The organism is Chitinophaga filiformis (genome assembly GCF_023100805.1).
In the GTDB taxonomy this organism is placed as follows: Bacteria; Bacteroidota; Bacteroidia; order Chitinophagales; family Chitinophagaceae; genus Chitinophaga; species Chitinophaga filiformis_B.
This window is the reverse complement of the sequence record NZ_CP095855.1, coordinates 2,222,938-2,248,821: the sequence shown is the minus strand read 5'-3', so window position 1 is coordinate 2,248,821 and position 25,884 is coordinate 2,222,938. Positions and strand designations below refer to the sequence as shown.

At 46.7% G+C, this 25,884-nt stretch carries 21 protein-coding genes; 7 read left to right on the top strand and 14 right to left on the bottom strand.

The annotated features are described in order from the left end of the window. The first annotated feature begins 48 nt into the window (after positions 1–48). From MYF79_RS09390 to MYF79_RS09375, 4 genes are all read left to right on the top strand, one after another. Positions 49–3,168 (top strand): SusC/RagA family TonB-linked outer membrane protein, encoded by a 3,120-nt coding sequence (locus tag MYF79_RS09390; protein ID WP_247813587.1) that lies wholly within the window; start codon positions 49–51, stop codon positions 3,166–3,168. A gap of 11 nt (positions 3,169–3,179) precedes the next feature. Continuing rightward, positions 3,180–4,760, top strand: a complete 1,581-nt coding sequence (locus MYF79_RS09385) for a SusD/RagB family nutrient-binding outer membrane lipoprotein (RefSeq protein WP_247813586.1) — start codon at positions 3,180–3,182, stop codon at positions 4,758–4,760. Between the two features lie 619 nt (positions 4,761–5,379). Continuing rightward, positions 5,380–5,796, top strand: coding sequence for a hypothetical protein (locus MYF79_RS09380; RefSeq protein WP_247809347.1), 417 nt, complete (start codon positions 5,380–5,382; stop codon positions 5,794–5,796). A gap of 23 nt (positions 5,797–5,819) precedes the next feature. Further along, positions 5,820–6,731, top strand: a complete 912-nt coding sequence (locus tag MYF79_RS09375; RefSeq protein WP_247809346.1) for an IS3 family transposase — start codon at positions 5,820–5,822, stop codon at positions 6,729–6,731. Positions 6,732–6,901: 170 nt separating this feature from the next. On the opposite strand, the gene MYF79_RS09370 is transcribed toward MYF79_RS09375, so the two are convergent. Continuing rightward, positions 6,902–7,717, bottom strand: coding sequence for an alpha/beta hydrolase (locus MYF79_RS09370; protein ID WP_247813584.1), 816 nt, complete (start codon positions 7,715–7,717; stop codon positions 6,902–6,904). A 114-nt stretch (positions 7,718–7,831) separates the two neighbouring features. Here MYF79_RS09370 and MYF79_RS09365 point away from each other — a divergent pair, with 114 nt between their 5' ends. After that, positions 7,832–8,707, top strand: a complete 876-nt coding sequence (locus MYF79_RS09365; protein WP_247813580.1) for an SPFH domain-containing protein — start codon at positions 7,832–7,834, stop codon at positions 8,705–8,707. 16 nt (positions 8,708–8,723) lie between these two features. After that, a complete protein-coding gene (locus tag MYF79_RS09360) occupies positions 8,724–8,915 on the top strand; it encodes a hypothetical protein (protein ID WP_247813578.1) in 192 nt (63 codons plus the stop codon). A gap of 47 nt (positions 8,916–8,962) precedes the next feature. On the opposite strand, the gene MYF79_RS09355 is transcribed toward MYF79_RS09360, so the two are convergent. Both MYF79_RS09355 and MYF79_RS09350 read right to left on the bottom strand, forming a co-directional pair. Then, positions 8,963–11,290: a M1 family metallopeptidase gene (locus MYF79_RS09355; protein WP_247813577.1), complete on the bottom strand. Its 2,328-nt coding sequence runs from the start codon at positions 11,288–11,290 to the stop codon at positions 8,963–8,965. A 44-nt stretch (positions 11,291–11,334) separates the two neighbouring features. Continuing rightward, entirely contained in the window at positions 11,335–11,925 is a 591-nt protein-coding gene (locus MYF79_RS09350) for a HupE/UreJ family protein (RefSeq protein ID WP_247813576.1), read from the bottom strand. Positions 11,926–11,995: 70 nt separating this feature from the next. On the opposite strand from MYF79_RS09350, the gene MYF79_RS09345 reads away from it, so the two are divergent. Next, positions 11,996–12,481, top strand: coding sequence for a DUF6702 family protein (locus tag MYF79_RS09345; protein WP_247813574.1), 486 nt, complete (start codon positions 11,996–11,998; stop codon positions 12,479–12,481). A gap of 5 nt (positions 12,482–12,486) precedes the next feature. Here MYF79_RS09345 and MYF79_RS09340 read toward each other — a convergent pair whose 3' ends face one another. Genes MYF79_RS09340 through MYF79_RS09290 form a run of 11 tightly spaced genes read right to left on the bottom strand, consistent with a single transcriptional unit; the run spans position 12,487 to position 25,882 of the window. Continuing rightward, complete coding sequence (locus MYF79_RS09340) at positions 12,487–13,776, bottom strand: phenylacetate--CoA ligase family protein (RefSeq protein WP_247813572.1); 1,290 nt, start codon at positions 13,774–13,776, stop codon at positions 12,487–12,489. Between the two features lie 12 nt (positions 13,777–13,788). Beyond that, positions 13,789–14,166 (bottom strand): holo-ACP synthase, encoded by a 378-nt coding sequence (acpS, locus tag MYF79_RS09335; protein ID WP_247813571.1) that lies wholly within the window; start codon positions 14,164–14,166, stop codon positions 13,789–13,791. 1 nt (position 14,167) lies between these two features. Next, entirely contained in the window at positions 14,168–15,856 is a 1,689-nt protein-coding gene (locus tag MYF79_RS09330; protein ID WP_247813570.1) for a C45 family peptidase, read from the bottom strand. Between the two features lie 12 nt (positions 15,857–15,868). Then, positions 15,869–17,374: a phytoene desaturase family protein gene (locus MYF79_RS09325; protein ID WP_247813569.1), complete on the bottom strand. Its 1,506-nt coding sequence runs from the start codon at positions 17,372–17,374 to the stop codon at positions 15,869–15,871. Further along, entirely contained in the window at positions 17,364–21,239 is a 3,876-nt protein-coding gene (locus MYF79_RS09320) for a trifunctional MMPL family transporter/lysophospholipid acyltransferase/class I SAM-dependent methyltransferase (RefSeq protein WP_247813568.1), read from the bottom strand. Before MYF79_RS09320 ends, MYF79_RS09325 begins: the two co-directional genes overlap by 11 nt. Positions 21,240–21,257: 18 nt before the next feature. Then, positions 21,258–22,457, bottom strand: a complete 1,200-nt coding sequence (locus tag MYF79_RS09315) for a DUF2062 domain-containing protein (protein WP_247813567.1) — start codon at positions 22,455–22,457, stop codon at positions 21,258–21,260. Continuing rightward, positions 22,457–22,822 carry a 3-hydroxyacyl-ACP dehydratase gene (locus MYF79_RS09310; RefSeq protein ID WP_247813565.1) on the bottom strand — a complete coding sequence of 122 codons (366 nt, stop codon included), beginning with the start codon at positions 22,820–22,822 and terminating at the stop codon, positions 22,457–22,459. Before MYF79_RS09310 ends, MYF79_RS09315 begins: the two co-directional genes overlap by 1 nt. Further along, positions 22,822–23,409 carry a hypothetical protein gene (locus tag MYF79_RS09305; protein WP_247813564.1) on the bottom strand — a complete coding sequence of 196 codons (588 nt, stop codon included), beginning with the start codon at positions 23,407–23,409 and terminating at the stop codon, positions 22,822–22,824. Before MYF79_RS09305 ends, MYF79_RS09310 begins: the two co-directional genes overlap by 1 nt. Positions 23,410–23,419: 10 nt before the next feature. Continuing rightward, entirely contained in the window at positions 23,420–24,055 is a 636-nt protein-coding gene (locus MYF79_RS09300; RefSeq protein ID WP_247813563.1) for an outer membrane lipoprotein carrier protein LolA, read from the bottom strand. After that, the gene (locus tag MYF79_RS09295) at positions 24,048–24,824 is read right to left on the bottom strand and encodes a polysaccharide deacetylase family protein (RefSeq protein ID WP_247813562.1); all 777 of its coding nucleotides are present in this window, start codon (positions 24,822–24,824) and stop codon (positions 24,048–24,050) included. The genes MYF79_RS09300 and MYF79_RS09295 overlap by 8 nt, the downstream gene beginning before the upstream one ends. Next, on the bottom strand, positions 24,818–25,882 hold the full coding sequence (locus MYF79_RS09290) for a beta-ketoacyl synthase N-terminal-like domain-containing protein (protein WP_247813561.1): 1,065 nt from the start codon (positions 25,880–25,882) through the stop codon (positions 24,818–24,820). Before MYF79_RS09290 ends, MYF79_RS09295 begins: the two co-directional genes overlap by 7 nt. Between the last annotated feature and the right edge of the window lie 2 nt (positions 25,883–25,884).

Genomic DNA, 25,884 nt, shown 5'->3' with positions numbered 1-25,884 from the left:
TATGTCACCATGGGTTTAAACTATTCTAATCATCCAAAAGGAGTATCTATGACAAGTAAATTACGCTTTAACAAAGCTTGCATTACTGCCGGAGTAATGCTCGGCCTTATGCTTGCAGACAGCACGCAGATGGCCTTCGCTGCTCCTATGCCTCTATCGAGCATGAGGCAGCAGAAGCAGATCAGGGGAGTCGTTAGGGACAAGAACGGTAACCCCATACCTGGTGTTAACGTATTGATCAAAAACAGCAATGTAGGTACCACCACAGGCACAGATGGCAAGTTTGTTATTAATGTTAAATCCCCATCAGACATTCTTGTATTCAGATTCATTGGTTTCCTCACACAGGAAGTACCAGCAGGAGACCAGTCATCCATCGATGTAACCCTTCAGGACGATGTAGCCAATATCAATGAGGTAGTGGTAACGGCATTGGGCATACGTAAAGAAGCGCGTAGTAATGGTTACGCTGTATCAAAAGTACAGGGCGCAGACATGACCAAGGCCAGGGAGATCAGTGTGGCCAATGCCCTGGAAGGCCGTGTGGCCGGTGTGAACAGCACGCCTCCAGCTACTGGCCCTGGTGGTTCTTCCCGTGTCACCATCAGAGGTAACTCATCCCTGAGCGGCGCCAATCAGCCATTGTATGTGGTAAATGGTATTCCGATGAACAACGCTAACCTTGGTTCCGCCGGCAAATGGGGTGGTACCGATCTTGGTGATGGTATCTCCAGCATTAACCCGGACGATATCGAAGATATGACCATCCTTAAAGGTGCGGCGGCTTCCGCGCTGTACGGACAACGCGGCGTGAACGGTGTGATCCTCATCACCACCAAGTCAGGTAAAGCCGGAAAAATGCAGGTGGAGTTAAACAGCAACGCCACTATTGATAAGGCAAATGATTTCCTGGACTTCCAGGAGGTATACGGACAGGGTATTAAAGGTGCAAAACCAACTTCAGTAGATGCTGCAATGAACGCTGGCCTGTCCAGCTGGGGCAGCAAATTGGATGGCTCTCCTGCCACCATGTTCGATGGTGTATCCCGCCCTTATTCCAAACAGGGTAACCACATCAAAGACTTCTATAAAACAGGATCTACGTTCAGCAATACGCTCGCAATAGCGGGTGGAAGCGATAAAACAACTTACCGCATTGCACTGGGAGATCTGCGCAGCAATGGTATATATCCTAATACAGAATACATCCGCGACAACGTAAACATTGATCTCAACTATAAATTATCAGATAAATTCAGCGGGCAGACAAACGTTATCTATGCGAAGGAAGTCACCAACAACCGTTCTAACCTGAGTGATGCTCCCGGTAACGGCAACTATGCCATTGCCTTCCTGCCGGCCAACGTGGCTGCAGCCACCCTGGCTCCCGGTTATGATGCACAGATGAACGAAATAAGGTACAGTACGGATAAATTCAGTACGAACCCTTTCTTTGCTGCCAACCGCTTTATAAACAACACAAAGAAAGATCGTGTCCTGGGCGTAACAAGCCTGCGGTATACGCCCTTGCCATGGTTGTTCATCCAGGCTCGTGTAGCGAATGACTACTTTGGCTTCAACGCCACATCTATCACACCTACAGGTACTGCTTACCGTGAAAAGGGTAGCCTGGACATGGAACGTAACCGCCAGTTCAATGAAACAAACATTGACGCGTTACTGGGTATCAACAGGGAAATTGTGAGCAAGCTGAATCTGAATTTCACTGCCGGCGCCAACCTGCTGAAGAAAAAAGATAAGGTAAACGACGTGACTGCTTCCAACTTCGCATTCCCATTCGTTTACAATCCCACCACAGCGGCTACCAAAGACAGTAAGATCACAGAATATAATAAAGAAGTGCAGTCGGTATATGGTTCATTGGAATTATCATGGAACAGTATATTATACCTGACTGTGACTGACCGTAATGACTGGAGCAGCACTTTGCCAAAGCAGAACAATTCCTATAATTACCCCTCTGTAAGCGGATCTTATGTATTCTCAGAAACATTCAAAACCAACTGGCTGAGCTTCGGTAAGATCAGGGCAGGCTATGCACAAGTGGGCGGCGATGCTGAAGAATATAAAACAGCGCTTTACTACAGCACCATGAGCAGCAGCGTCAACGGTGTGCCAATAGGTGATATAGATAATAAGATCCCTAACAAGGCGCTGAAACCACTGAAGGTAACAGAACTGGAGATCGGTACTGAATTGAAACTGTTCAACAACCGTGTATTCGGTGACTTCAGCTGGTACAATAAACAGGCATCCAACGACATCGTAACCGCTACAGTATCCGCAGGATCCGGTTACAACAGTGCCCTGGTGAATGTGGGTAAACTGGAGAATAAAGGTATAGAACTGATGATTGGCGGTACGCCGGTAAAGACTGCTAACTTCGGATGGACCACTACTTTCAACTTTGCGCATAACAAGAATAAAGTGATAGCACTGGCAGAAGGACAGAATTCCATGCTGGTGGAAGGTGGCGAATCACGTACGGAAGACGGGTTTATCAATCACGTGGTAGGATTGCCCTACTCGCAGATCATGGTATATGATTTCAAACGCAATGCAAAAGGGGAGCTGATCGTGAATGCCTCGGGCGCTCCGCAACGCACAGACGCCCTGATCGCGCAGGGTACAGGCGTAGCGCCATACACCGGCGGATGGAGCAACGACATCTCTTACGGAAGATTTCACCTGAACTTCCTGATCGATTTCAAAGCAGGAGGAAAGATCTATTCAGGTACCAATGCCAATGCCTACGCATATGGTCTGCACAAGGAAACACTGGCCGGACGTGAAGGCGGTGTGGTTGTAAAAGGCGTATCAGAAACAGGTGAAGCAAAAACCACTACTGTCGCCGTAGATGATTATTACAAGGCGCTGTCCGATATTTCTGTGCTGTATGTTTACAAATCAGATTTCATCAAGTTCCGCTCTCTGAGCCTGACTTACGATTTCAGCAAAAAGGCATTAGGTAACAGGTTGAATGGTGTCAGCGTATCACTGGTAGGTCGTAACCTTTTCTACATCAAGAAATCTACGCCCAATATTGATCCTGAATCCAACTACAGTAACAGCAATGCACAGGGACTCGAGTATGCAGGTCTGCCTACCACCCGCTCCTATGGTGTTAACCTGAATGTTAAATTCTAAAAAACGGTATCATGAAATCTCTTCATAAATTATTACTCGTACTATGCCTGCCAGCAATGCTACTGATGCCGGCATGTACAAAGGACTTCGAAGATCTCAATACAGACAAGAATAAATCCGGCGAAAACAGCGGCGTTCCTGAATACAATTTCACACGCGCCATCCTTGAATTTACCGGTAACAGTGATTATAGCTATGACACATGGCGTGTGAACATCATCTACTGCTCTATGATGATGCAACAGTTATCCAACGCAACCTGGTATGCAGGTGATAAATACATACAGAATGACGGCTGGGCTGCTGCTTATTTTGAGCGCGCCTATCCTGATCAGATCAAGTACATCACGGACGTAATAAGGGTAACCAAAGACAATGCATACCTGTCTAACCTGTATAACATCAGCCGGATCGCCAAAGTCATGATCTTCCATCGCCTGACAGACATTTACGGGGACGTTCCTTATTCTGAAGCAGGTAAAGGATACAGTGACCGCAACTTCGCTCCCAAGTATGATGCACAGCAGGAGATCTACATGGATATGCTGAAGGAACTGGATGAAGCAGCGAAAGCACTGGATGCCACGAAAGCCATTCCCGGACAGGGAGACCTGATCTATAACAAAGGAGGTTCTGCTCCTGCTGCACAGGTAGTAGCCAACTGGAAGAAACTGGCCTACTCCCTGATGCTGCGCTTAGGTATGCGTCTGTCAAAAAGAGATGATGCCGTTGCAAAAACCTGGGTAGAAAAAGCTTATGCCGGTGGCCTGATATCTTCCAATGAAGAAAATGCCTTTATTGTACACGATGCATCTGGCGGCAGGACTACTGTGAACAGGGTGAGCAACATCCTTTCCGGTGAATGGAACGCCATCAACAACGAAGGTGAGGCCTGTATCAGCAAGACCTTTATGGACTTCCTGAAGAACAACAACGATCCTCGCCTGAAATACATTGCAGTGGTACCTGCCAGCAATAGTGAAGTACCGGCAGATCAGCTGGGCATGCCCAACGGCTATGATACCAACGGAGGCGCTACCGATATCAGCAAAGCGCCTGGTTATCCCGGCGATAAGAAAAAATACTCTGTTCTGAATAAAAATGTATTACTGAAGCTCAACGGACCTACCTTCCTGGTAACTTATGCACAGGTGGAACTCCTGCTGGCAGAAGCAGCCAAAAGAGGATGGAGCGTTGGCGCTGATGCCGCCACTCACTATAACAATGGCGTGAAAGCTGCAATGGAACAACTCGCACAATACAGCGCTACTGCTTCGATCAGTGGCGCTGATGTGCAAACCTATCTGACAGCTCATCCATATGTTGATGCTGACGGTTACAACCAGATCAATACACAATATTGGGCAGCCTGTGTGCTGGACTGGTATGAAGCATGGGCCAACTGGCGCAGAAGCGGTTATCCGCAGCTGACACCTGTGAACTATGTTGGAAATGCCACCGGTGGAAAGATACCGCGCAGAATGCTGTATCCTTCCTCAGAGATTGCCTCTAACCCGACTCACTACCAGGAAGCCATTACAAGACAAGGCACTAATGCTTTGACCACCCCTGTATGGTGGGACAAGCAGTAACAATTCTCGTATAGCCATCTATACCGCTATAAAAAAAGCAGCAATAACAAGCCGGACCTGTCCAGGTCCGGCTTTTGTATTTAAGACGGCTGTGACTGCCATTAAATTTTATTCACTAATAGCTATATAGTTCTCCGACCGTTATAGCCTGTAAATCAGTAATTCCATTCAGTGATGCAAGTGTTATAAATCACCTCCATACAGTAACGAAATATACATTTATCCGGACGCGTTTTTTAACGCGGAATTTTCTAAACGATGCTAAAATAACTTCGAAAGGGTGGCTGGAAAGGTTATGATTACATCACAAAAATAAGTAGAAAAGTGATGCGGGAAATACTGATTTTCGCCTCATTTTAAGACCCACAACATACAGATTAACAACACTTTAATAACGAGTATAGACTAAAACAGCGAATGTAAGCAGTCAGTTTTTTTTTGATTACAAAGCACCCGAAGTGTAGGCACTAACAGGATACAGATTCGTTTCGATAAGCTTTCGATAAGCTTTAGCTTACGTTCATCTTACGTTCAAGACGTGAGATGAACGTAAGCTAAAGCTTATCGAAAGCCTATTGTCAGGTCCTGAAATAGGTTTACACCTTAAAAAGTGTAAAACATGCAAAATTCAAACAATCAGAACAAAGGTGGACGCAAGGGACGCCTGGGACCACAGTTCCAATATGAGCAGTCGTTCATGAACAAAGTCGTAGCCGATTACATGGCCGGAGACCAAAGCATGAGCCAGGTCGCAGCTCGTTATAAGATCACTAAACCACAAATAGCTTATTGGTACTCTCTTTTTTCTTCCGAACTTAGGCAAACGACTTTGGAAAAACCCATAATATCTACGGCCATGACAGAACAGGAAAAAAAGGAGTTTGATGCTTTAAGAAAGCAAAATGAAGAACTCCGTAAAAAGCTGGAACATGCCAATTTAAAGGCATTTGCTTTTCAGACAATGATCGAAGTTGCTGAAGAACAATTTAATATTGAGATCCAAAAAAAGCCTGGTACCAAGCCGTCTGCAGAGTAAAAGAACATTATCCGGACAAGGATTTGGGTAATGTTTGCGGACTGTTTGGTAAAAGCAGACAAGCTTTTTATAAGCGGAAAAACAGCGATCATCAATTTGGCCTGGAAATGGCCATCGTTCTTGACAAAGCGGAGCAAATCAGAGCTTCACAAAAGCGACTGGGCGCCAGAAAACTTCATAGAATGCTTTCACAAACTCTTCAACATCATAAAATTAAATTAGGCAGGGATCGATTTTTCAATCTGTTGGCTGAAAATGGAATGCTTGTCCGTAAAAGAAAACGTAAGAAAATACGGACTACCGATTCTAATCATCCCTTCAAAAAATATCCTAATCTGATTAAAGAGCTGAAGCTTAGTCAGGCTAACCAGGTGTGGGTTAGTGATATTACTTACCTTCCTTTGGTAGGCTCCCGGTTCTGTTATTTGAGCCTGATAACTGATGCTTATTCAAGAAAAATCGTCGGTTATTGCTTACATCCATCACTGGAGGCCGAAGGGCCTATTGAGGCCTTAAAAATGGCTTTATCGGATATAAAGAATCCCATCAAATATAGCCTGATTCACCACTCTGACAGAGGGTCACAATATTGTAGTAAAAACTACATAGAATTACTTAATGATAGTCACGTCGGCATTAGTATGGCCGAGAAGGGCAACCCGTATGAAAATGCCATTGCTGAGCGAGTAAATGGAATATTAAAGTTAGAATTTGGCCTGGACCGGTTATTTAAAAACTATGAAGCCGCGGCTGCTATAGTAGCAGAGACTATCCGCATCTACAATGAACAAAGGCCTCATACAAGCTGCGACTATCTGACTCCGAATCAGGCACATACAAAACAAGGGGAATTAGTAAGGAGATGGCGAACCAAGAAAAAAGATGGTCCAAAATCAGGATTAACAGCAGATACTGTCAACCTGATCCAGGACTAAAATCTAAAGAAAACAACCTTTTTAGGATTATCTTTTAATATTGTAAAATTCAAACGGATTATCTCACCAAAAGTGTAAACCTATACCAGGATAAGACATATCGAATCGAACATAAAGCATAAAGTGTCCCAGTACGGACAAACTTTACCAGGTGATTACAAAAGGCATACTCACTGCTTCCCGAAAAACCTGTTAAAATAAAACAACTGGTACATGATCGAATTACTCCAGTAATCCCAGTTATGTTCTCCGGGACGCTCAATATAATCATGGTTAATCCCCTGTTCCAGTAAACGCTGGTGCAACTGGCGGTTAACGTCTATAAAGAAATCTTTTACACCGCAGTCGATGATCAATGCAAGGGAATCATTCTTTAAACCGGACAACTGGTTCACTACCACATTTTTATCCCAGTTCTCAGCATGATCTTTATAAGTACCCAATCTGAGCGCGATGTCCCAGTTATTGGGAAAAGGCCGGAAATCCACGCCTCCACTCATACTGCCTGCTGCTCCAAAAGTTTCCTGATGACGGATGGCCAGGTATAAGGCGCCATGTCCGCCCATACTTAAGCCCGTGATAGCACGATATTGGCGGGAAGCCTTTGTACGGTAATGCTGATCTATCCAGGCAGGGATTTCCTTACCTACATATGTTTCAAAACGGAAGGCGCTGTCTATGGGGCTATCGAGATACCAGCTGCTGAAACCTCCGTCGGGAAATACCAGTATTTCCTGGTAGGTATCAGCCATCGCAACAACGGCAGGGATCTTCCGCACATAATCTGCATAGTTCCCGCTATACCCATGAAGTATATACACTACAGGATAATGCTTATCCTTTTCCTTATAGCTGTCGGGGGTTATTACCACACACTTGATACTCCTGTGCATAGCATTGCTGAAAATGGCAATTGTGTCCACGCTGGCGGCCTTTGTAGTCATAAATCCGCTCAATACTAACAGCGTTCCTATTAGATACTTCATAACCAGAAATTTGCTTTAAAATAATCCGTTTCAGTTATGCCTGCAAATATTACTTGGAATATGATTTATTTTGATTACTTTTGATATCATAATGATATCAAAACAACATTACTTATGGAAAAGATCATCAAGCCCGTATCGGGCTACCTCGCTATTGTTATGGCCCTGATCAGCCTCCCCTTATCCATCTTCTTTTTCGTCATGCTTGGACAGACCGGCAATGTCGGCTTCTTTTTCCTGGCCTTCCTCTTTTTCATTGCCTTTATTTTTCTTGTAAAAGGCATATTGATCGTAAACCCCAACCACTCCCGTGTACTCACCTTTTTCGGTAAATACATCGGTACCGTGAAAGAAAATGGACTGATGTGGGTGAACCCGCTGTACAAAACAGTACACCTGTCTTTAAGGGCACATAACCACAACGGGCAACAGCTAAAGGTGAACGACAAAATGGGTAACCCTATCGAAATTGCCGCCGTTATTGTATGGAGGGTAAGTGATACTTACAAAGCATCTTTTGAAGTAGACAACTATCTTCAGTATGTGAATGTACAGAGCGAAGCTGCTGTGCGCCACCTGGCGGTAAGCTATCCTTATGATAGAATGGAAGATGAAGGTGCTGAACAGGACATCACGCTGCGCGATGGCGGAGATAAGGTAAATGAAATGCTGGAAAAGGAATTGAACGAACGCCTAGGCCCCGCCGGTATCACTGTACTGGAAGCCCGCATCAGTCACCTGGCTTACGCTCCTGAAATTGCAGGCGCTATGTTACAACGCCAGCAGGCAACTGCCATCGTTGCTGCCCGTACCAAGATCGTAGAAGGCGCTGTAGGTATGGTAGAACTGGCGCTGGACAGGTTGTCAAAGAAAGAAATAGTGGTACTTGATGAAGAACGTAAAGCTGCCATGGTATCGAATTTGCTGGTAGTACTTTGCGGAGAATCAAAAGTATCGCCTGTTGTCAATACCGGCACGCTACATCAATAATCAGTAAATAAGGGCTATGGCGGATAAGAAATCATTCGTATTAAGGGTCGACAGCGAGACGTATGAGGCACTTGAAAAATGGGCTGCAGATGAGTTCAGGAGCATCAATGGCCAACTGGAGTGGATCATACACCGCGCCCTGAAAGAGGCTGGAAGAACGCCCAAAAAGGGAAATCCTGATAAAGAGAAGCCCGGAAAGAAACAATAAAAAAAGCCGCGAAGATCTTCGCGGCTTTTCTGTTTATATACGCTTTGTTATTTTTTCGCTTTCTGCATCGGGTTGCCACCGGTAGATGCACCACGTACGCTTTGCGACTGACGGAACAGTTCAAAACGGGAAGGAGCAACTACATGAGGCCAGCTGTTGTTAGACTCATCGATATCAGCAGTTTCGCGCTGAGGATCCAGTTTAATAGCCACCACTTCTTTGTCCTTCGCGAAAACCTTGGATACATGGTTTTCGTTCTTACGCCAGATATACGCAGAGATACGGTCAGTTTCCTTAGTACCATCTGCATATGTCCATTCGATGATCAGTGGCATTACCAGGCCTCCTACGTTAGAGAAAGATACTTCGTAGAAGTTCTTTTTGCTTTCATACAGGCGTTTCTCTTCAGGAGACAGGCCAGCGGTGAAGGTTTCGTATGCTGCCTTATCTTCAGGGGTTACCTCAAAGCGGTCCCATTTCACATAGAAATCCTGCAGACTTGTATCCTGATCTACTGCGAACTGCATACCGGCAGCCTTGTTGCGTGCACGGGAAATGTGATCTGCAGCGCGGTCATATTTCGCTTTTGCCTCAGCTTTACTGATCTGTGGTTCTTTTGTATCCAGGCGGAACCATTTCACGCTATCCAGGGAAATGTCAACCGGTTCGATACCATAGAACCAGCCACGCCAGAACCAATCCAGGTCCACAGCAGAAGCGTCTTCCATAGTGCGGAAGAAGTCTGCAGGCGTCGGATGTTTGAATGCCCATCTGCGTGCATACTCACGGAAAGCGAAATCGAACAGCTCTCTGCCCATTACCGTCTCACGCAGGATGTTCAGCGCAGTAGCCGGCTTTGCATATGCATTAGGGCCAAACTGCACGATGTTCTCAGAATTCACCATAATAGGCTCCAGCTGATCTTTCGGCATCTTCATGTAGTCGGTGATCTTATAGGCTGGCCCGCGGCCGGAAGGGAAGTTATTGTCCCACTCCTGTTCTGTCAGGAACTGGCAGAAAGTGTTCAGGCCTTCATCCATCCATGTCCACTGGCGCTCGTCTGAGTTCACGATCATAGGGAAAAAGTTGTGCCCTACTTCGTGAATGATCACACCGATCATACCGTTCTTGGTGGTCTCAGAGTAAGTACCATCTTTCTCTGCACGGCCGTAGTTAAAGCAGATCATCGGGTATTCCATACCATTGGCTGCTTCTACCGAGATAGCTACAGGATAAGGGTAAGGAATAGTATATTTGGAATATGTTTTAACGGTATGCGCAACTACCTTGGTTGAGTAGCGGTTGTACAACGGGTAAGCTTCAGGACCGTAGTAAGACATCGCCATTACTTTCTTGCCTTCTACATTGGTAGCCATTGCATCCCATACCAGGCGGCGGGAAGATACCAGGGCGAAGTCGCGTACGTTCTGCGCTTCATATACCCATGTTTTACGACCGCTTGCATGTCCTTCCAGCGCTTTCTTTGCCTCATCCAGCGTTACTACTTCCACCGGCTGTTTTGCAGATTGTGCCTGCTGCCAGCGCTGGAACTGTGCTGCTGTCAGCACATCCTTGTAGTTCTGACATTCGCCGGTAGCACCTACTATGTGATCGGCAGGTACGTTCATGCTTACCTTGAAATTACCGAAGGTCAGCGCAAACTCACCACGACCGGTGAACTGCTTGTTCTGCCATCCCTGGAAGTCAGAATATACTGCCAGGCGTGGATACCACTGGGTAATAGTATAGAGGTAGTTCTTGTCTTCAGGAAAATATTCATAACCGCCACGGCCACCCTGTACCATACGGTCAGAGATGTTGTACCACCACTCTACCTTGAAGCGGAGCTTCTGGCCCGGCTGCAATGTCTGTGGCAGGTCTATACGCAACATGGTCTGGTTGATGGTGTAAGGTAAGGCCCTGCCGCTTTCGTCGGTCAGCTTCACGATGTTCACACCAAATTTCTTACTACCCGGATTACCCAGTACGCCGTTTACGGTACGCATACTCATCTTCTCAGACATGGTACTGCCGTCAAAGCTGTTGTTGTCGCTTTTCAGGTCATGCTCATTTTCGTCCAGTTGCAACCAGATATAGGTGAGCGGGTCAGGCGAGTTGTTGTAATACGTAACAGTTTCCGCACCTGTGAGCTTCTGCTGCTCATCGTCCAGCGTAGCGGTAATGTCATAGTCTGCCCGTTGCTGCCAGTATTTTGGTCCGGGCGCTCCGGAAGCAGAGCGGTATTCATTAGGATCTGTCAGCATAGTGCCCAGCTGCTCAAAGCGGTTACCATGATTAGAGCCTGGATTCTGCGCCTGTGCCAAAGCCGTCATAAAGCATAGGGCCAGGGCTAGTTTGAAGGATTTCTTTCTCATAAACAAGTCTATATTACAAAGGTCAGCAGCTTGGTTGATACTGCTTACTTAACCATCAATTCCTGATACCGCTCAGCGGCCATCATAAAAGCAACCCCGAAAATCGCGGACGACAGGAACATATTCCAGTCTCTCCGCTTCACGTGCCGGATATTTACGACAATAGCTGCCAGTAAAAGCACGCCTGTAACAATCAGGATCTGGCCAAATTCCAATCCCAGATTAAAGGCCAGCAGGGGGCGAACAATGTTTGTCTGTGTACCCAGTAAACTTTTCAGGTAGCCGGAAAAACCCATTCCATGGATCAATCCGAAAAACCCTGCGAAAAAGTAGTTGATCTGTAATTTGCCCGGAACAGTTTGCTTCCTTATTACATTTGAAAATGCTGTGATAGCTATTGTCACCGGTATAAGGAATTCTATCACACTGCTTTTTATATATACCACGTTCGTTACGCTCAATGCAAGAGTAATGGAATGTCCTATTGTAAAAGCAGTCACCAGCACCAATACTTTTCTCCAGTCTTCCAGCAGGTAAACAGCACATAGTGCAGCAATAAATAATATATGATCTATGCCGGCCCAATCTACAATATGCTGCCATCCCATCTGAAAATACATCACAAACTCGTTCATTACCCTATATTTGTTGCCAGTTTCAGTAATTATACAAAGGTCATCTTAAAATTTAAAATTTTTTAGGCAAGTGGGGGTATTATTATTTAAATGGTTGCTTACGGCATTGACGGTATTACATCCTTTCTATGTGAGCGTCACTGAAATAACGCACAACAAGTCCAAAAACGAGTTGCAGGTAAGTTGCCGCATCTTTGCCGATGACCTGGAAAATGCTATTAAAAAGCAATATAAAGCACCCCTCGATATTGTGCATCCGGCCAACCAGGCGCTTACCGACAGCCTGATAGCTGCTTACCTGGCCAGGCACCTGCTTGTGACCACTGACGGGAAACCTGTACGCCTGCAATATCTCGGCTATAAGATCGAAGAAGAGGCTGCCTGGTGCTTCCTGGCGGCAGAAAAGATACCCGCCTTCAAACGGGTCCATGTCAGGAACAATATCCTGTACGACGAACATCCTAACCAGATCAATATGATCCATGTGATCCGGAACGAGGTGCGCAAAAGCACTAAACTGGACAATCCAACGGCGGATGCAGATTTTTCCTTCTGATCCGGCTATCGCCTGTCAATGAATTTAATAGGTTTCCTGCTGCCTTCCGGGAACTGCATCTTCATGATGTCTGCCTGGGAAACATAGCGCACCTGGGGAATTACCCGCAACTTCGCCTGCAGGTAGGACCGGATCTTACGGTCAATATCCTCGGTTTCCGCAACCGGCCAGAGATGCAGCAGTATATCGTCAGTCCCTATTTCATTGGAGAATACCTCCACCACAAACTCCCGCACCTCCTCCATATCATTCAGCAGGTCAAAAAGCGCAGGTGGGTACAGGGTAGTGCCCTTATATTTGATCATCTGTTTCCGCCTGCCTATTACGGGCGATAAACGCATGGTATGCCTTCCACAGGAACAAGGTTCATCATAGTAACGGCAGATATCCCCTGTTTTATAACGTAACAAGGGCATGCCTTCTACGCCCAGGGTGGTAATGGTCACTTCACCATCTTCGCCGGGACCTACGGGCTGGTTGTTATCGTCCAGCAGCTCTATATACAACAGTTCGGGGTGATGATGCCCCCCCTGTCCTGCCTTACACTCTGTAAAAGCTGTCTGCATTTCCGTAGATGCATACGTAGAATACAGTTTGATATTCCATTGTTCCGTGATCTTCTTGCCCAGTACATTGAGGGAGAAATCCACGTTACGGATATTTTCCCCTATACATACAGCACTCTTCACAGAGCAGTCGTTAATATCGATGTTATGTTCTTTCGCAAAAGCGATCAGCTTCACAATAAAGGAAGGTACCGCTACAATAGTGGTTGGCTGTATGCGGCGGATATTCTCCCACTGCAGGGAAGGTACTCCCGGCCCTACGCGCAGCACGCCTGCCCCCAGCTTGCGGATACCGTTATAATAAGCCATACCTGCCATAAACTGGCGGTCCAGCGTCAGCATCAGCTGGTAAATATCATTTTCAGTACCCTCTGCACAGCAGAAGGAAATATATTCGTTGTAGCTGAGTCGCTCCTGGTCTTTCTGCGTCAGCGCAATTATAACAGGGCGGCCCAGGGTGCCTGAGGTTGTTGTATATTCTGCGATCTTGCTTTTATCCACGCATAAAAAATCCCAGTTCTGTTCCTGCAGATGTTCTTTGGTCACGGGCGGGATCAGCCACAGATCGTTCAATGATTTGACGGTAGAAGGTTGTATACCATGATTCGCAAACCATTCCCGGTAAAAGGGAGAAAACTCACGCAGGTATCCCAGCAGGTGAAGTACTTCTTTTTCCTGGAATTGCCTGATAGTTGCTTTTGACTGCAGTTCAATGTTGGGTATATACATGGTACTCAGTTTTCAGATCTCTATTACCACCATGGCAATAGCTGTTGCTTTTACATGGGATAAGGAAACCAGTATCTGTTTAATCTGTAATTCACTGTAGCAGGACACTGCATTACCGGTCAGCTGTAATAAGGGCTTTCCTGTTTCTTCATTACTGATCTCTATCTCGTTGAAGTTGATCTTTCCATACCCCCAGCCAGTGCCCATCGCCTTCAGGAAGGCTTCCTTTGCGGCAAAGCGGGCAGCATAATGCTGGGCAGGATTGACCTGTTCTTCACAATAGGCTATTTCATGCGGTGTAAATACCATATCCCGGAATCCTTTTCCTTTTTCCATCTTGGCCGCAATGCGGTCTACTTCGATGATGTCAGTACCGATCCCGTATATCATGTTAATTACTTTTAGCGCATTTTTCCAATTGTTTGCGGATATGATCTTCTTCTGCTTTCGTCGCTATTACTTTAGTCAATGCTGTTTTATAATAACCGGCTGCAGCCTTATACTGCTTATGCTTAAACTCATAATCTCCTGCCAGTACATAGGCATGATAGTATTCAGGATTGAGACGGATGAGCTGCTTTACGTCTACTTCTTTGCCGTCCATAATATCAGCCTTCATAGCCCTGAAAGCTACGAAAGATTTATAATCCTGCGTTTGCAGGAAAGGATCTGCTGCAATGGTCTGTGAGCTGTCGTAGATCTCATGGTCATATTGCAGTCCTTTCATATTAAACACGGAATCGAGGTTGTAAGCCACGAATTTGCCCAGCTGCCAGGGCGCTGTAGAAACCCATACCATTTTCTTCTTAGGTTCAAATACTACGGCATGGTGTGCAATTAACTGGTTGATCGCTCTTTCATTTCCCATTCCGATATTCTCTCCGTGCAGGCCATAGCGGTCGCGCAGGATGTCGACAGTCTTCTGTACTGTATTAGGACCATGCTGCTGCAATAACTCCGACAAACGATTAAAACGGTAGCCGGACGCAGTTTCATCCCTTTGTTTGATATTTTTCTCTTCCGTACCCAGGGTGCTGCCCTGGAAGTGATTGGTGCAGGTGATGAACTGATCTTTCGGATCGTACATATCCATCTTCTCCGGCGTCTTCTCTATGATAGCCGCACGATTGTCTTCTGCGGAGCCTACCAGGAATGATTCCGATACAAACATCTTATGCTTGCTGGCAATAGCCCAGGCTTCATTGATGTTCTTCGCATACTGGAGCACTTCCCTGGCTACCAGCGATACCGGTGTGGCAGAGCCGGTAGGGATATCGCTTTTATCTGCATTGATAGTAACCGTCAATCCCTTCTCATTCATGCCGGATGCTACGCCTGTAAAGCCACCCCAGGTTATCATCATAAAACGGTAACCCTTTTCAGGATGATAGAAGGCTACTATCTTATCTTCTGCGAATTTATCTCCTACATAAAAATCAAAGTTTCGGCCTATGATCAGGCTACTGTCGGCAGAAGCGCCATTCCAGGTACCAAAGGAGGTACAGGCTACCAGCGCCATATTCTGTAAGGCATGTCCAATATCGTGTGCAGCGTGGTAGTTCAGGATACGTTCATAATTGGTGCCGATGAAATCGTACTTATCAGATGCAGAAAAAGAGATCCCATAGATCTCCTCTTTATTCTCTTCAGCAATATTGTGTGCAAGGTTCCGGTTAAAGAAGCCCACGAAGTAGCGGAGGAATTTCAGGTAGGATTGTGAAGGGATCATCTTTTTGATCTGATCGGTAAAATGATCTTCCTGTCGCTGTATCAGCTCGGCTGATAGCTTACCTTCCACCACCCCTCTTTCAAAAGGCTTTCCTTCCACATACATTTCATACAGGCCACTCTCACTTTTGCGGAACCAGCTGTTGCCCAGGGTGTAGCTGGTGCTGTCCAGCGGCTTGCGCTGCCATTGAAGGGATTGTTTATCTGTTATTGCCGGCGGATCGATATGCGATACGCTGACCACATATATAACCAGTATGATCAGTAGTAATACGATCGTCCCTGTCACATACAACAGCGCCTTGCCCAGTCTACGCCATCCGCTCCGTTTTTTTCCCTTTTTCAATGACATCTCTCTATTCGTTTATGCTGCGTTAATATCGTTTATAAGTTTTTCCATGCCCAGTAGCACCGAACTGGTGACCACTGCTGTCATCGTTACCCCCAAAATCCCATGCAAGTTCAGGTTTTGCCCGGTAAGATACAAATTGGGTAACCTCGTGGCTGCCGAGATCATTGTTTTCAAAGGATCAGCGGCATCTTTTGCAATGCCGTACATACTGCCTTCCGGCATAGCCAGATAGTCCCTGTATGTCAACGGTGTAGAAGAATAATATGCAAGTATACAATCGCGGATACCCGGGTACTGTTTCTCCACAGCATCCAGCAGTCTTTCTGATCTTTCTTTCTTGAACTCCTGGTAGTCAGCGCACCGCATATCGGGGTGCGAATCGGTATTGAAAGTATCCTGCCAGCGTTGTACATCGGCATAACGCATATAGGTCATGATAGACAGGTTATCGGCAAACTGCTCCTTTCCTGTACCGGCAGAGACAAAGAGAGCGTAGGTATTCGGCCAGTTCTCTGACGTGTAATGCACACCATCCCAGGCATTGTTGCTATCGTGATGATAGTAGTTATAGTTCTGGTAAGGGAAAGTACCTGGCTTCAGTACCACATTCAGCATAAAGGTACCGGGCGTATTCTCCAGTGTGCAGATCCTTGCTTTGTAGGCTTGTCGCAAACTGATACTTTCTGTCATTTCCATCGTCTTGGCAGGATGCAGACCAGATATAAAATGCCTGGCAGACACCTGCTCTCCGCTTGCCAGTACAATATGATCGACCTTTCCGTCAAACTCAACGATGCGCACCACTTCTGTGTTCCTGATGATGTCTCCTCCATGCTCCCTGATCACCTTGTTCAGTGCACGGGATATCTGGGAGCCGCCATCCACACATTTCCAGGAGCTTTCTATATAGCTGTGTTGCACGAGCGCATGTACATAAAGCGGTGTTTTGCCCTGTTCGCCTGCATACAGCAGGTTATTGCCTGCCAGCACATGCTGCAGCCGCTCATTCTTCGTGATACTGCTGATGAAATCGTACGTATCAATTCCCATTACCCCCTCCTTTTCGCGATAGTCGCCCATCCGCAGGTTGAACAAAGGGAATTTGCTGCACACGTCCCGCATCATGTCACAATACGCGTACAGGGCGTCTTTTTCTTCAGGAAAATCTTTCAACAGCTGCTTTATAAAATTATCGTAGCCCTGGGCCAGCTTATATACTTTCTGTTCATTACCGAAATGAATATGATCAAATCCATCCATGTCCAGCTGGCGCAGCTTCATTTTATCCATGATACCCAGGTAACGGAATACCTGGTTTAAGGTTTGTCCATCTCCCAGCCCGCCGATATAGTGTACACCTGAATCGATAATCGCTTTGTCGCGGGAAAATGTCTGCAGACAGCCGCCTATCTGCCGGTTTTTTTCATAGAGGCAGACTTTGTAGCCATTCTTGCTGAGAATAGCGCCACAAACCAGGCTTCCGAGCCCGCTACCTATTATGATCACATCATATTGCATGTACAGGGGATAACTTTTTGATAATGAAAATTACGTTGGAGGTATATTTTGTATTGTCTATCTGTTCCATTACCGCTCCGTTAGCTGTAACAATTTCCCGGATGCGGGAAGAAGAGAAGAATGACAGCGGTTTATCTTTCGTCTTATTGAATCCGATCAGTTTAGTAGAAAAGAATTCCGTGAGTTTGGTGCCTTCATGCCTTTCCTTCAGATCGCTGTCTCCATCACGTACAATGATCACACCATCAGGGCCCAGCTGACTGATACAGGCCGACAGCACCTTCTCCTGTTCTCCGGGTTGCAGGTAATGCAGCACATCACTGATCACATAGGCATCGTACTGTCCGAAGGCATAGTTAGTCACATCCGCATGTTCAAAACTCACCTGCTCATTCCGCAGATAACAATGCTGTGCGGTAATGATCTTCTCCTCATCATAGTCTATTCCCTTCATTTCGCGCTCTTCAGACAGCCAGTGCAGCATATAGCTCATAAAGCCATATCCGCATCCGATGTCCAGGATGCGACCCCGTTTCGGCAACAACTGGTCGAACAATGCATAGTTACCTTCCAGTTTTGTTTTGATACGCATGTACCATTCCAGTACAGGCCCTTTATAAATATAGTTGTAGATGAGTTGTTCCCTGAAATAAGCCGGCACCTCTGTTTCCTCACGCAGCTTTTCGTATTCTGCCTTGAAGTAGCGGCTGATCTGTTTAGTACGCGCTGTGTAGTTGTCTCCCCAGGAGGTATCGCCGGCTTTGATCCTTGGCAGGTATTTCACGGTGATGGTACCATCTTTCAGCAGGAAATCATTCTTGCTCATGGTGTACGCCGTACCATGCAACACGATCGGCAGTATATCCAGCCCCATTTGCTCTGCGATGTAGAATGCTCCTTTATGGAAACGCTTTATTGATGCGTCGGGAGAACGGGTTCCTTCCGGATAGACCACGATAGAATACCCCTCTTCCACCTTCTTTCTCAGCTTTTCAATGCTCCCCTCAGCGCCTTCTGCTACGGGATAATAATCGCCCATCCTCACTACTGCGCCAAACACCGGAGAGTTCCATACCCACTCACTCGTCAGCAGGATCACCTTTGGATTCAACATCGTAGACACCAGGATATCCAGGAAGGACTGGTGGTTACTGATGATCACTGCAGGTGTCTCCATCTTCTCACCATCCGGATTGATGATCTTCTTTTTTACGTTGCCCATGATATAGATCACAGACTTCGTATACGCCGATAAGATGCGGTGGTATAAATATTTTGCTTTCGTCTTTTTCTTAAAGGGATTAAACTTCACCAGTACCCATCCTATTACTGTCAGCACCAGGCATCCCGAGGTGAAATAAGCAAAGGCGAAAACTGATTTCACCCATCCGTGCAACGTCCACGGCGCTCTGCCTTTACGGGTACGATTGGTGATCAGCCAGTTAAAGAGGAATGGTATCATTACCTGCGAGATCAGCACTACGCAGCTGATGCCGATGATAGAGATCAATGCAATAGAGCGCAGCGATGGATGCCTGGCAAAGATCATCACACCCAATCCCAGGATGGTGGTAATAGCTGAAAGGAAGATGGAAGTACGGAAAGAAGACAAATTATCTTCTCTGCCGGATTTATACTGCTGCAGCAGGCCATCCATGGTAAAGATGCTGTAATCATCTCCAAGACCAAAGATGAACGAGCTCAGAATGATGTTAACGATATTGAATTTAATTCCAAACAGCCCCATGATACCCAGTATCCAGATCCAGCTGATGAGCATTGGAATAAAAGTGATCAGCGCCAGTTCTATCCGACCATATGAGATCAGCAGGGCAAAGAATACCAGTAAAGACGTCATCCAGGCAATGCTGTTAAACTCATTACGGATCACTTCTGCCAGGCGATTAGCCACATACTGCTTATCCAGCACCGTAGTATGTTCCTGTTCACCCAAAGCTTTATATACTGCCGCTTTTTGCGCTGGGTCTACTTTCAGCAGTGTAACCAGAGATACACGGTCTTTCTTTTCTGTAATGAAGTCGCCCAGGTTGCCGGAGCGCAATGCCTTCAGATCGCTTTCCGGAACAGGCGTGAAGTCCTTTTGCAGCCACTGCACAAAGGGTTCAAATGCAGCGGCTTTATAACCAACTGCCGGTCCGTGCTGCTGAAGATAGGCAACCAGTTGTTGTTTCTTTTCAGGTGTCCAGTATGTATTCCAGCGCTGTATCCTTTGTTGCTGTTCCTTGTCGGACATCAGCAAGGTATTTACACCAGCATATTTCTTTATGATTCCTTTTTCCTGTAATCCATGTATCAGTGGCAGCAGGCGTTCACTATGCTGCAAGGCTGCTTCCAGATCGGCACCATCCGTAACGAGGTAGACGGATTGTGCAGTATAGGCATTCACCTCGTTGAACTTTGCTTCTGCCGCTTTTAGTTCAGGACGCATGAAGTTCATGCGCATCATATCACTTTCAAAACCCACCTTACCTGCAGTAAAGAAGAAGATAACCGTCAGTAGTACAATAACGCCTACCAGGTATTTGTTCTTTTCCGGTTTATAAGCAGCTAGTTTGTCCAGCCAGTTGTGCTGCTGTACCGGCGGATGCGCCGGCTGTTTGCCCAATATGATCCAGTGTGGCAGGAAGATCAGGGAAAACAATGCAGCGCCTATGAGACTTAATGCGGCAAACAGGCCAACATCCTGTAAGATGGGCGATTCTACAAACTGCAGACAGGCAAAACCACCCACGGTTGTAAAGCTACCGACGGTCATAGGAGTAGCCAGGTCACGGATCACTTCACGGATATCAGGCAGGTGACGATAGTGGTTAAAGACATGTAATGAATAATTCACCGCAATACCCAGTACTACGGCTCCCGCACCTAATGCGATCACAGATATACTTTGCTGTACAATGGCGATCACGGCAAGAGAGAACAAGGCGCCAAATACTACCGGCAACATTACCAATAGCGGTGCACGTTTCTTTCTGAAGAACAGGGCGATCAGCACTACCAGCAATAGTACCACAATGCCCTGTGTCAGCAGGGTATCCTGCCTGAGTTGCATAGCATTTCCTGCAGATACGGCAGCAGCGCCGAAAAAAGACGCACCTGCAGCAGTTGAACTTTTCTGTAGTGTATCTATTTCTGCCTGTAATCCCTTTAACAATGCTGCATTCTTTCCGGTGGCACTCGCAGGATTTGCCGGTGTAATGAACAACAACAAATGCCGCTGGTCTTTGCTCATGACAAAGCCATCATACAGTTCGAATTGGTCATCGTACTGCAGGTGCTGCAGTTTCTTAATACCCAGCCAGGACATTCCCACCGGGTCACCGGCGATCACTTTCTTCACTACCAGTCCGGCGGGAGAAATCAGTGTACGATAATTATTTTCCAGGGTCTGCTGCAGCCTGTCAGGCATGATCAGCGAATCGATCTTCTGATAATCTCTTTCCTCCAGGAATACCGGCAGGTGTTGTTGTATCACCTGCATGAGATCCAGTACGGCGGCGTCTTCTACCTGTGCCTGGAACTGTTTGATGTAGGGTGCATAACGTTCATTCACCCGTGCAGTCAGGGCCTGTGCAAAAGCCGTCAGGCTGTCTGGCTGGGGCGCCTGTGTTGTATCTTTCTGAGAGATGGTGATCACCAGTTTGTCGGCAAACCGGGAATCGTTGAACACCTGCTGTAATTTATCGAGCTTCTTATCCTGCGGCAGGATACGGGTAATGTCTTCTTCCAGTTTAATACGGGAGGCGAAATAACCGGCCAGGGCGAAACAGGCGATGGTACAGATCCATAGCCAGGCCTTATGCCGGTGGAAGAAATTATATATGCTTACAAATAACTTACCCATATCAATTCATACTGTTGACTAGCTGACCTGTTTCACAGGGTTCCTTCGGAAGATGGCCAGCAGTATATAAACGACCAGAAATGCCACTGCACCTGCTATTACTGCAAGTGTGACAGCGCCGGTCAAATATTGAAATAAATTCTGTTTGATCATGTCGAGTGTAAGATTGCTGGTAAGCGGAGGCAGTATGCTGCCATCCTTTATCCAGATCTTTCCAGTTGCAAAACTCGCAAAGATCACGAAGGGGATCATTGGCGGCAGGCTTACATGACAGAACATGAACACCAACGCTTTATTCAGCCTGAACAATACAGCTAATGCCAGCGCAGTTACCATCTGGAATCCCCAGATGGGTACAATGCCCATAAACACGCCGAAACCAACGGAGAGCGCCTTACGTGCATTGGTCTCTTCCTTGTTCAGTACATGCTCATACCACATCATCCGCCAGCTCTCTGCCTTGAACAGGAAGCGGATGAAATCGCGCGGTTTGATGTACAGGAAGGTGATCAGCACCAATACGGTATTCAGCACGCTGATACGCGAAAAATCCCTGAAAGGACGGAAGTGGGACACTCTTTCCTCTGCCGGAGGATAGTATACCTTAATAGGCGCCCAGTCAATTTTAACGCCTTTCCAGGCACTGCGTACCAGCACTTCTATTTCGAACTCATACTTGGTACACCAGAAGCGCATTTTGCGCATGGCGTGAACAGGATACAGGCGGTAACCGGATTGTGTGTCCGGACCTTTCAGTCCTGTTTCCACGTAGAACCAGAAATTGGAGAACTTGTTGGCGAAAGTATTTTTGCCGGGCATGTTCTCCTGTTGCAGGTTACGTGCACCGATAATGATAGCCTTCCGCTCTGTTTCCAGTTTATCCAGCAGCACAGGCAGGTCGGAAGCAAAATGCTGTCCGTCTGCATCCATCGTGATGACATATTCATATCCCTGCTCAACGGCAAAGCGGAAACCACGACGCAGCGCAATTCCCTTCCCTTTGTTGTTGGTATATTCCACCCGTTGAATCTCAGGAAAAGCATCCAGTATGGCAGCTGTATTGTCGGTGCTGCCATCGTTTACCACAATGACATGGCTCGTATAAGAGAGCACATCTCTTAATACCGCCTCCAGCGTTCTGGCATTGTTGTAGGTTGGCACCAGCACTGCCGCTTTCTGCGCAGTGAACTGATCATGATATGTGCTAGTATAGGTCATTATGCTTCAACAAATATTCCCTGGAATTTCATAAAGGTGAGCGCCTCATGTTTCAGGGATGCAGTCACCTTCATTTCTCCATCCTGCAGTTTATACTGAACGCCTATCTCTACCCTCGGATTGGCCGCAGGATCGATCATATTCAGGAACTTCATCTGGGACGCTTTTTTCAGCAACACCTTCTTCTGTAACAATCTTTCCAGCAGTTCCTGGATGGTCTGCATCATGCAAACGCCCGGCACAACAGGACGGCCCGGGAAATGCCCTTCAAATACAGGATGTGCTGCGTTCCACAAAACCTGGTAAGTCCCGGTTTCACCGGCTGACTGCTCCTGCTCAAGCGTGTATAGTTTTCCTGCTAACATTATTTCTGTACGCGTTGTAATGATATATTAAATTTAAAGCCCTGGTGGCGGATAGCGATTGTATCCGGCACGCCAGCTTCATAATGTCCCAGCCATACTTTTACGACCGGCTTGCGTTTGGAAGATTTCTCAATCCGTTCCAGCCGCTCGCAGGCAGCATCAGTGATGTAATAGTTATTGCCTTTGGCCGTAGGCACTACGGTGTAGTGATAAGTACTGTCCTGCATGATATGCGCCTGACTAAGATCGGGGCGTAACAGCACCAGTTCAAAATCACCACGCAGTGTTTTCACCACTGCCTTCTTATCCATCTTTGGCAGCATGTAATGTTTTACAAAACCACCATCCCTGGTAAATTCAAAATCAAAGAACTTAAAGCCCATCTCATTGGCAAACACCACGCGTAAGCTACTATCCGGCATCTGCTTGAAGAACAGTAATCCGCTGAGATGATGCTTCAGTATATCCACCTGTGTGCTGTACAGGGTGTTGGCAAACTGCGGACGGAATTTCGTAATACAACTTACATCACCACTGGTCTGCTGCAGGTTTTTATATGCGCTGCTACAACCGGACAAAAGTCCCATCAGCAGTACACTATTTAACAGCAAAGACCGCATCTGGAATATTTACGTTCAGTTGTTTGTGCAAAAAGCTGATACTGGTATCATCACCACCCGCTTCATACATCTGGATCTTTGATACAGAGTAGTCTTTCTTATCTACCAGCAGGTGAATGGATTTAAAATACTGCGCCAGCGATTTATTCACCGGTGTCAGCTCCAGCAGGTAAGACTGGCCATTCTCCAGGATGCGGGTATTAAAGTCAGCGCTGTTCACTACATTTCCCTGTACACAATCAACCGTGATCTTATTGATCTGTTCAAACAGTTTATTGCCTTTAGTGGATACGCGGTTCTCTTTCTGTCCGTCTTTTGTTTTAATATCCTTACCGTTCATCACCAAGAGGTAATAGGAAGGTTGCATATATTCCATGCGTACCTTGTTCTCTTTCCTGAACCAGAACTTACCCTTGGATACGATCTTGTCAGACAACATGCTCAGGTTCTTCTCCTGTACAAAATCGCACTGAATGGATTGTGTAGCCTGTGAAGCCTTTGCAAACTGTTGTTTGAAGGCAGCTGCATCTGCCACCGGTTTAAAGCCCGGCTGCTGCGCCATCATTGGCATCGCGCACAGTATACAACCCAATATCAAAAGCCATCTATGCATAAGCAGGTATGTTTAATAATTTATCGATTCTTTCAATGCGGTACCCCTCTTTCTTCAGATCTTGCAGCAGCAAGGGCAATGCCTGTACTGTTACTTCCATCGAGTCGTGCAGCAGTAATACTGCTCCCGGTTTGATACCCCGTCTGATCCTGTCCAGCAGCTGGTCTTTATCTTTCGCTACCGTATCGAGCGAGCGGATATTCCAGCCGATGGGCGTATAAGCGCCTTTCCTGATGGCCCTGGCGAGATTCGGATTTGTAACCCCATATGGAGGACGGAAAAGCCGCGGTCTTTTACCTGTTACACTTTCCACCGTATCATCCATTTGTTTTAGTTCGGTCAGCATCTTTGCAGTGCCGAACATATCGAACCAGAAGTGATGGGAAAAACTATGGTTCCCGATCACATGCCCCTCTGCATCAATACGACGCAACAGTGGTTCGTTTCCCCCTATCCGGCTACCGATGCAAAAAAAAGCTGCAGGCGCCTGTTCCTTTTGCAGAATATCCAGGATCTCTGGTGTATGCTGCTGCAGAGGGCCATCATCAAATGTTATGGCAATCACTTTCTCTTTCGTATCAGCGGCACATACCACGGGTATGTAAAAGCCTGATCTGATATTGCATGCTCCCCATACCAGCGCTGCTATATAAGGCTGCAACAGTAGCAGGAACACCCACCATGGCAATGTCAGCCAGAGGTTATGCACCAGCAGCGCCGCTGCCAGCAACAGGATCAGGCCGATATTTGCAATGCGGTGTGTCAGCATGCCGTGAGCAGGATCAGTGAATGATGCGTTTGCTTATAATGATTATAGATCAACACTTTCTTAAATTGTTCCGGTACCTTTCCCTTCAACAGGGCTTCGGCAGGCACCTTTTGTTCCGCCAGTATCCTGTTGCCCATCCACATACCAAAAGAGGCTGCGGTAGGATATTCTCCGCAGAGATGTTTAAAACCAGCTACCGGTTTACCGGCAAACAATGTGTTTTCCACATACTCATACCATTCATCTCCGCTGGCATCTCCGTTACGGCCGGTGATGACCAGGCTCACTTCATCCTGACTGCAATTATGTGCGGCCAGGAAAGAGGTGATATCCGGCGAAATTTCAGCCTTTCCTGCCGGTTTGTATAAAGTGGTCAGTCCCGTCAGTTTAGCCTTTGTATTGGGCCCTTTTTCGGTTCCCAGCACAAAACAGGCGGCTCCCTCTCCTGCTACTGTACCATGCGTATTACTTGTCAGCAATTGCTGGTGGGTAACCGGTTCTTTCTTGTACAGATCAAAACGGGAGAGGATATTGAAACTATGATTGGTCAGTTCATCCATTGCACCGGCGAGGATGCTGGAAGAACGACCTTCTCTCAGTATCATGATGCTGTCCAGCAAAGCGCTTTCGAAAGAGAAGCCTTTGTGTACAAATGTGTTGTTGTAAGCATGACAGCCCAGCATGAGCGCGATCTGTCCTGCTACGGTATTGTGAGTGGATTGGATGAACGCTGTAGGCGTTAACATCTCTTCCTGCTGATTGATCATTTTCGAGAGGAATACGCCGGTATCGTCCAGGCAGCCATAGGCAGTGCCTGTAATGATCGCATCGGGGATCTCCACGCCGGCTTCCTGCAGGCTCAGTTTTGCAGCGGCCACGCCCATCTTGATAACACGGCTCATGCGGCGTATCAGCTTCACATCTATCCATTGTTTGTAATCAGGCTCCCATGCTTTCAGGCGTGGCCCTTCCCAGGGCAGCACGGCAGCAGGGAATGTATTGCCTGCCGCAGTTTCCTGCGGTGACACACAACCTGTTCCCTGTATATAGATGTTCATAT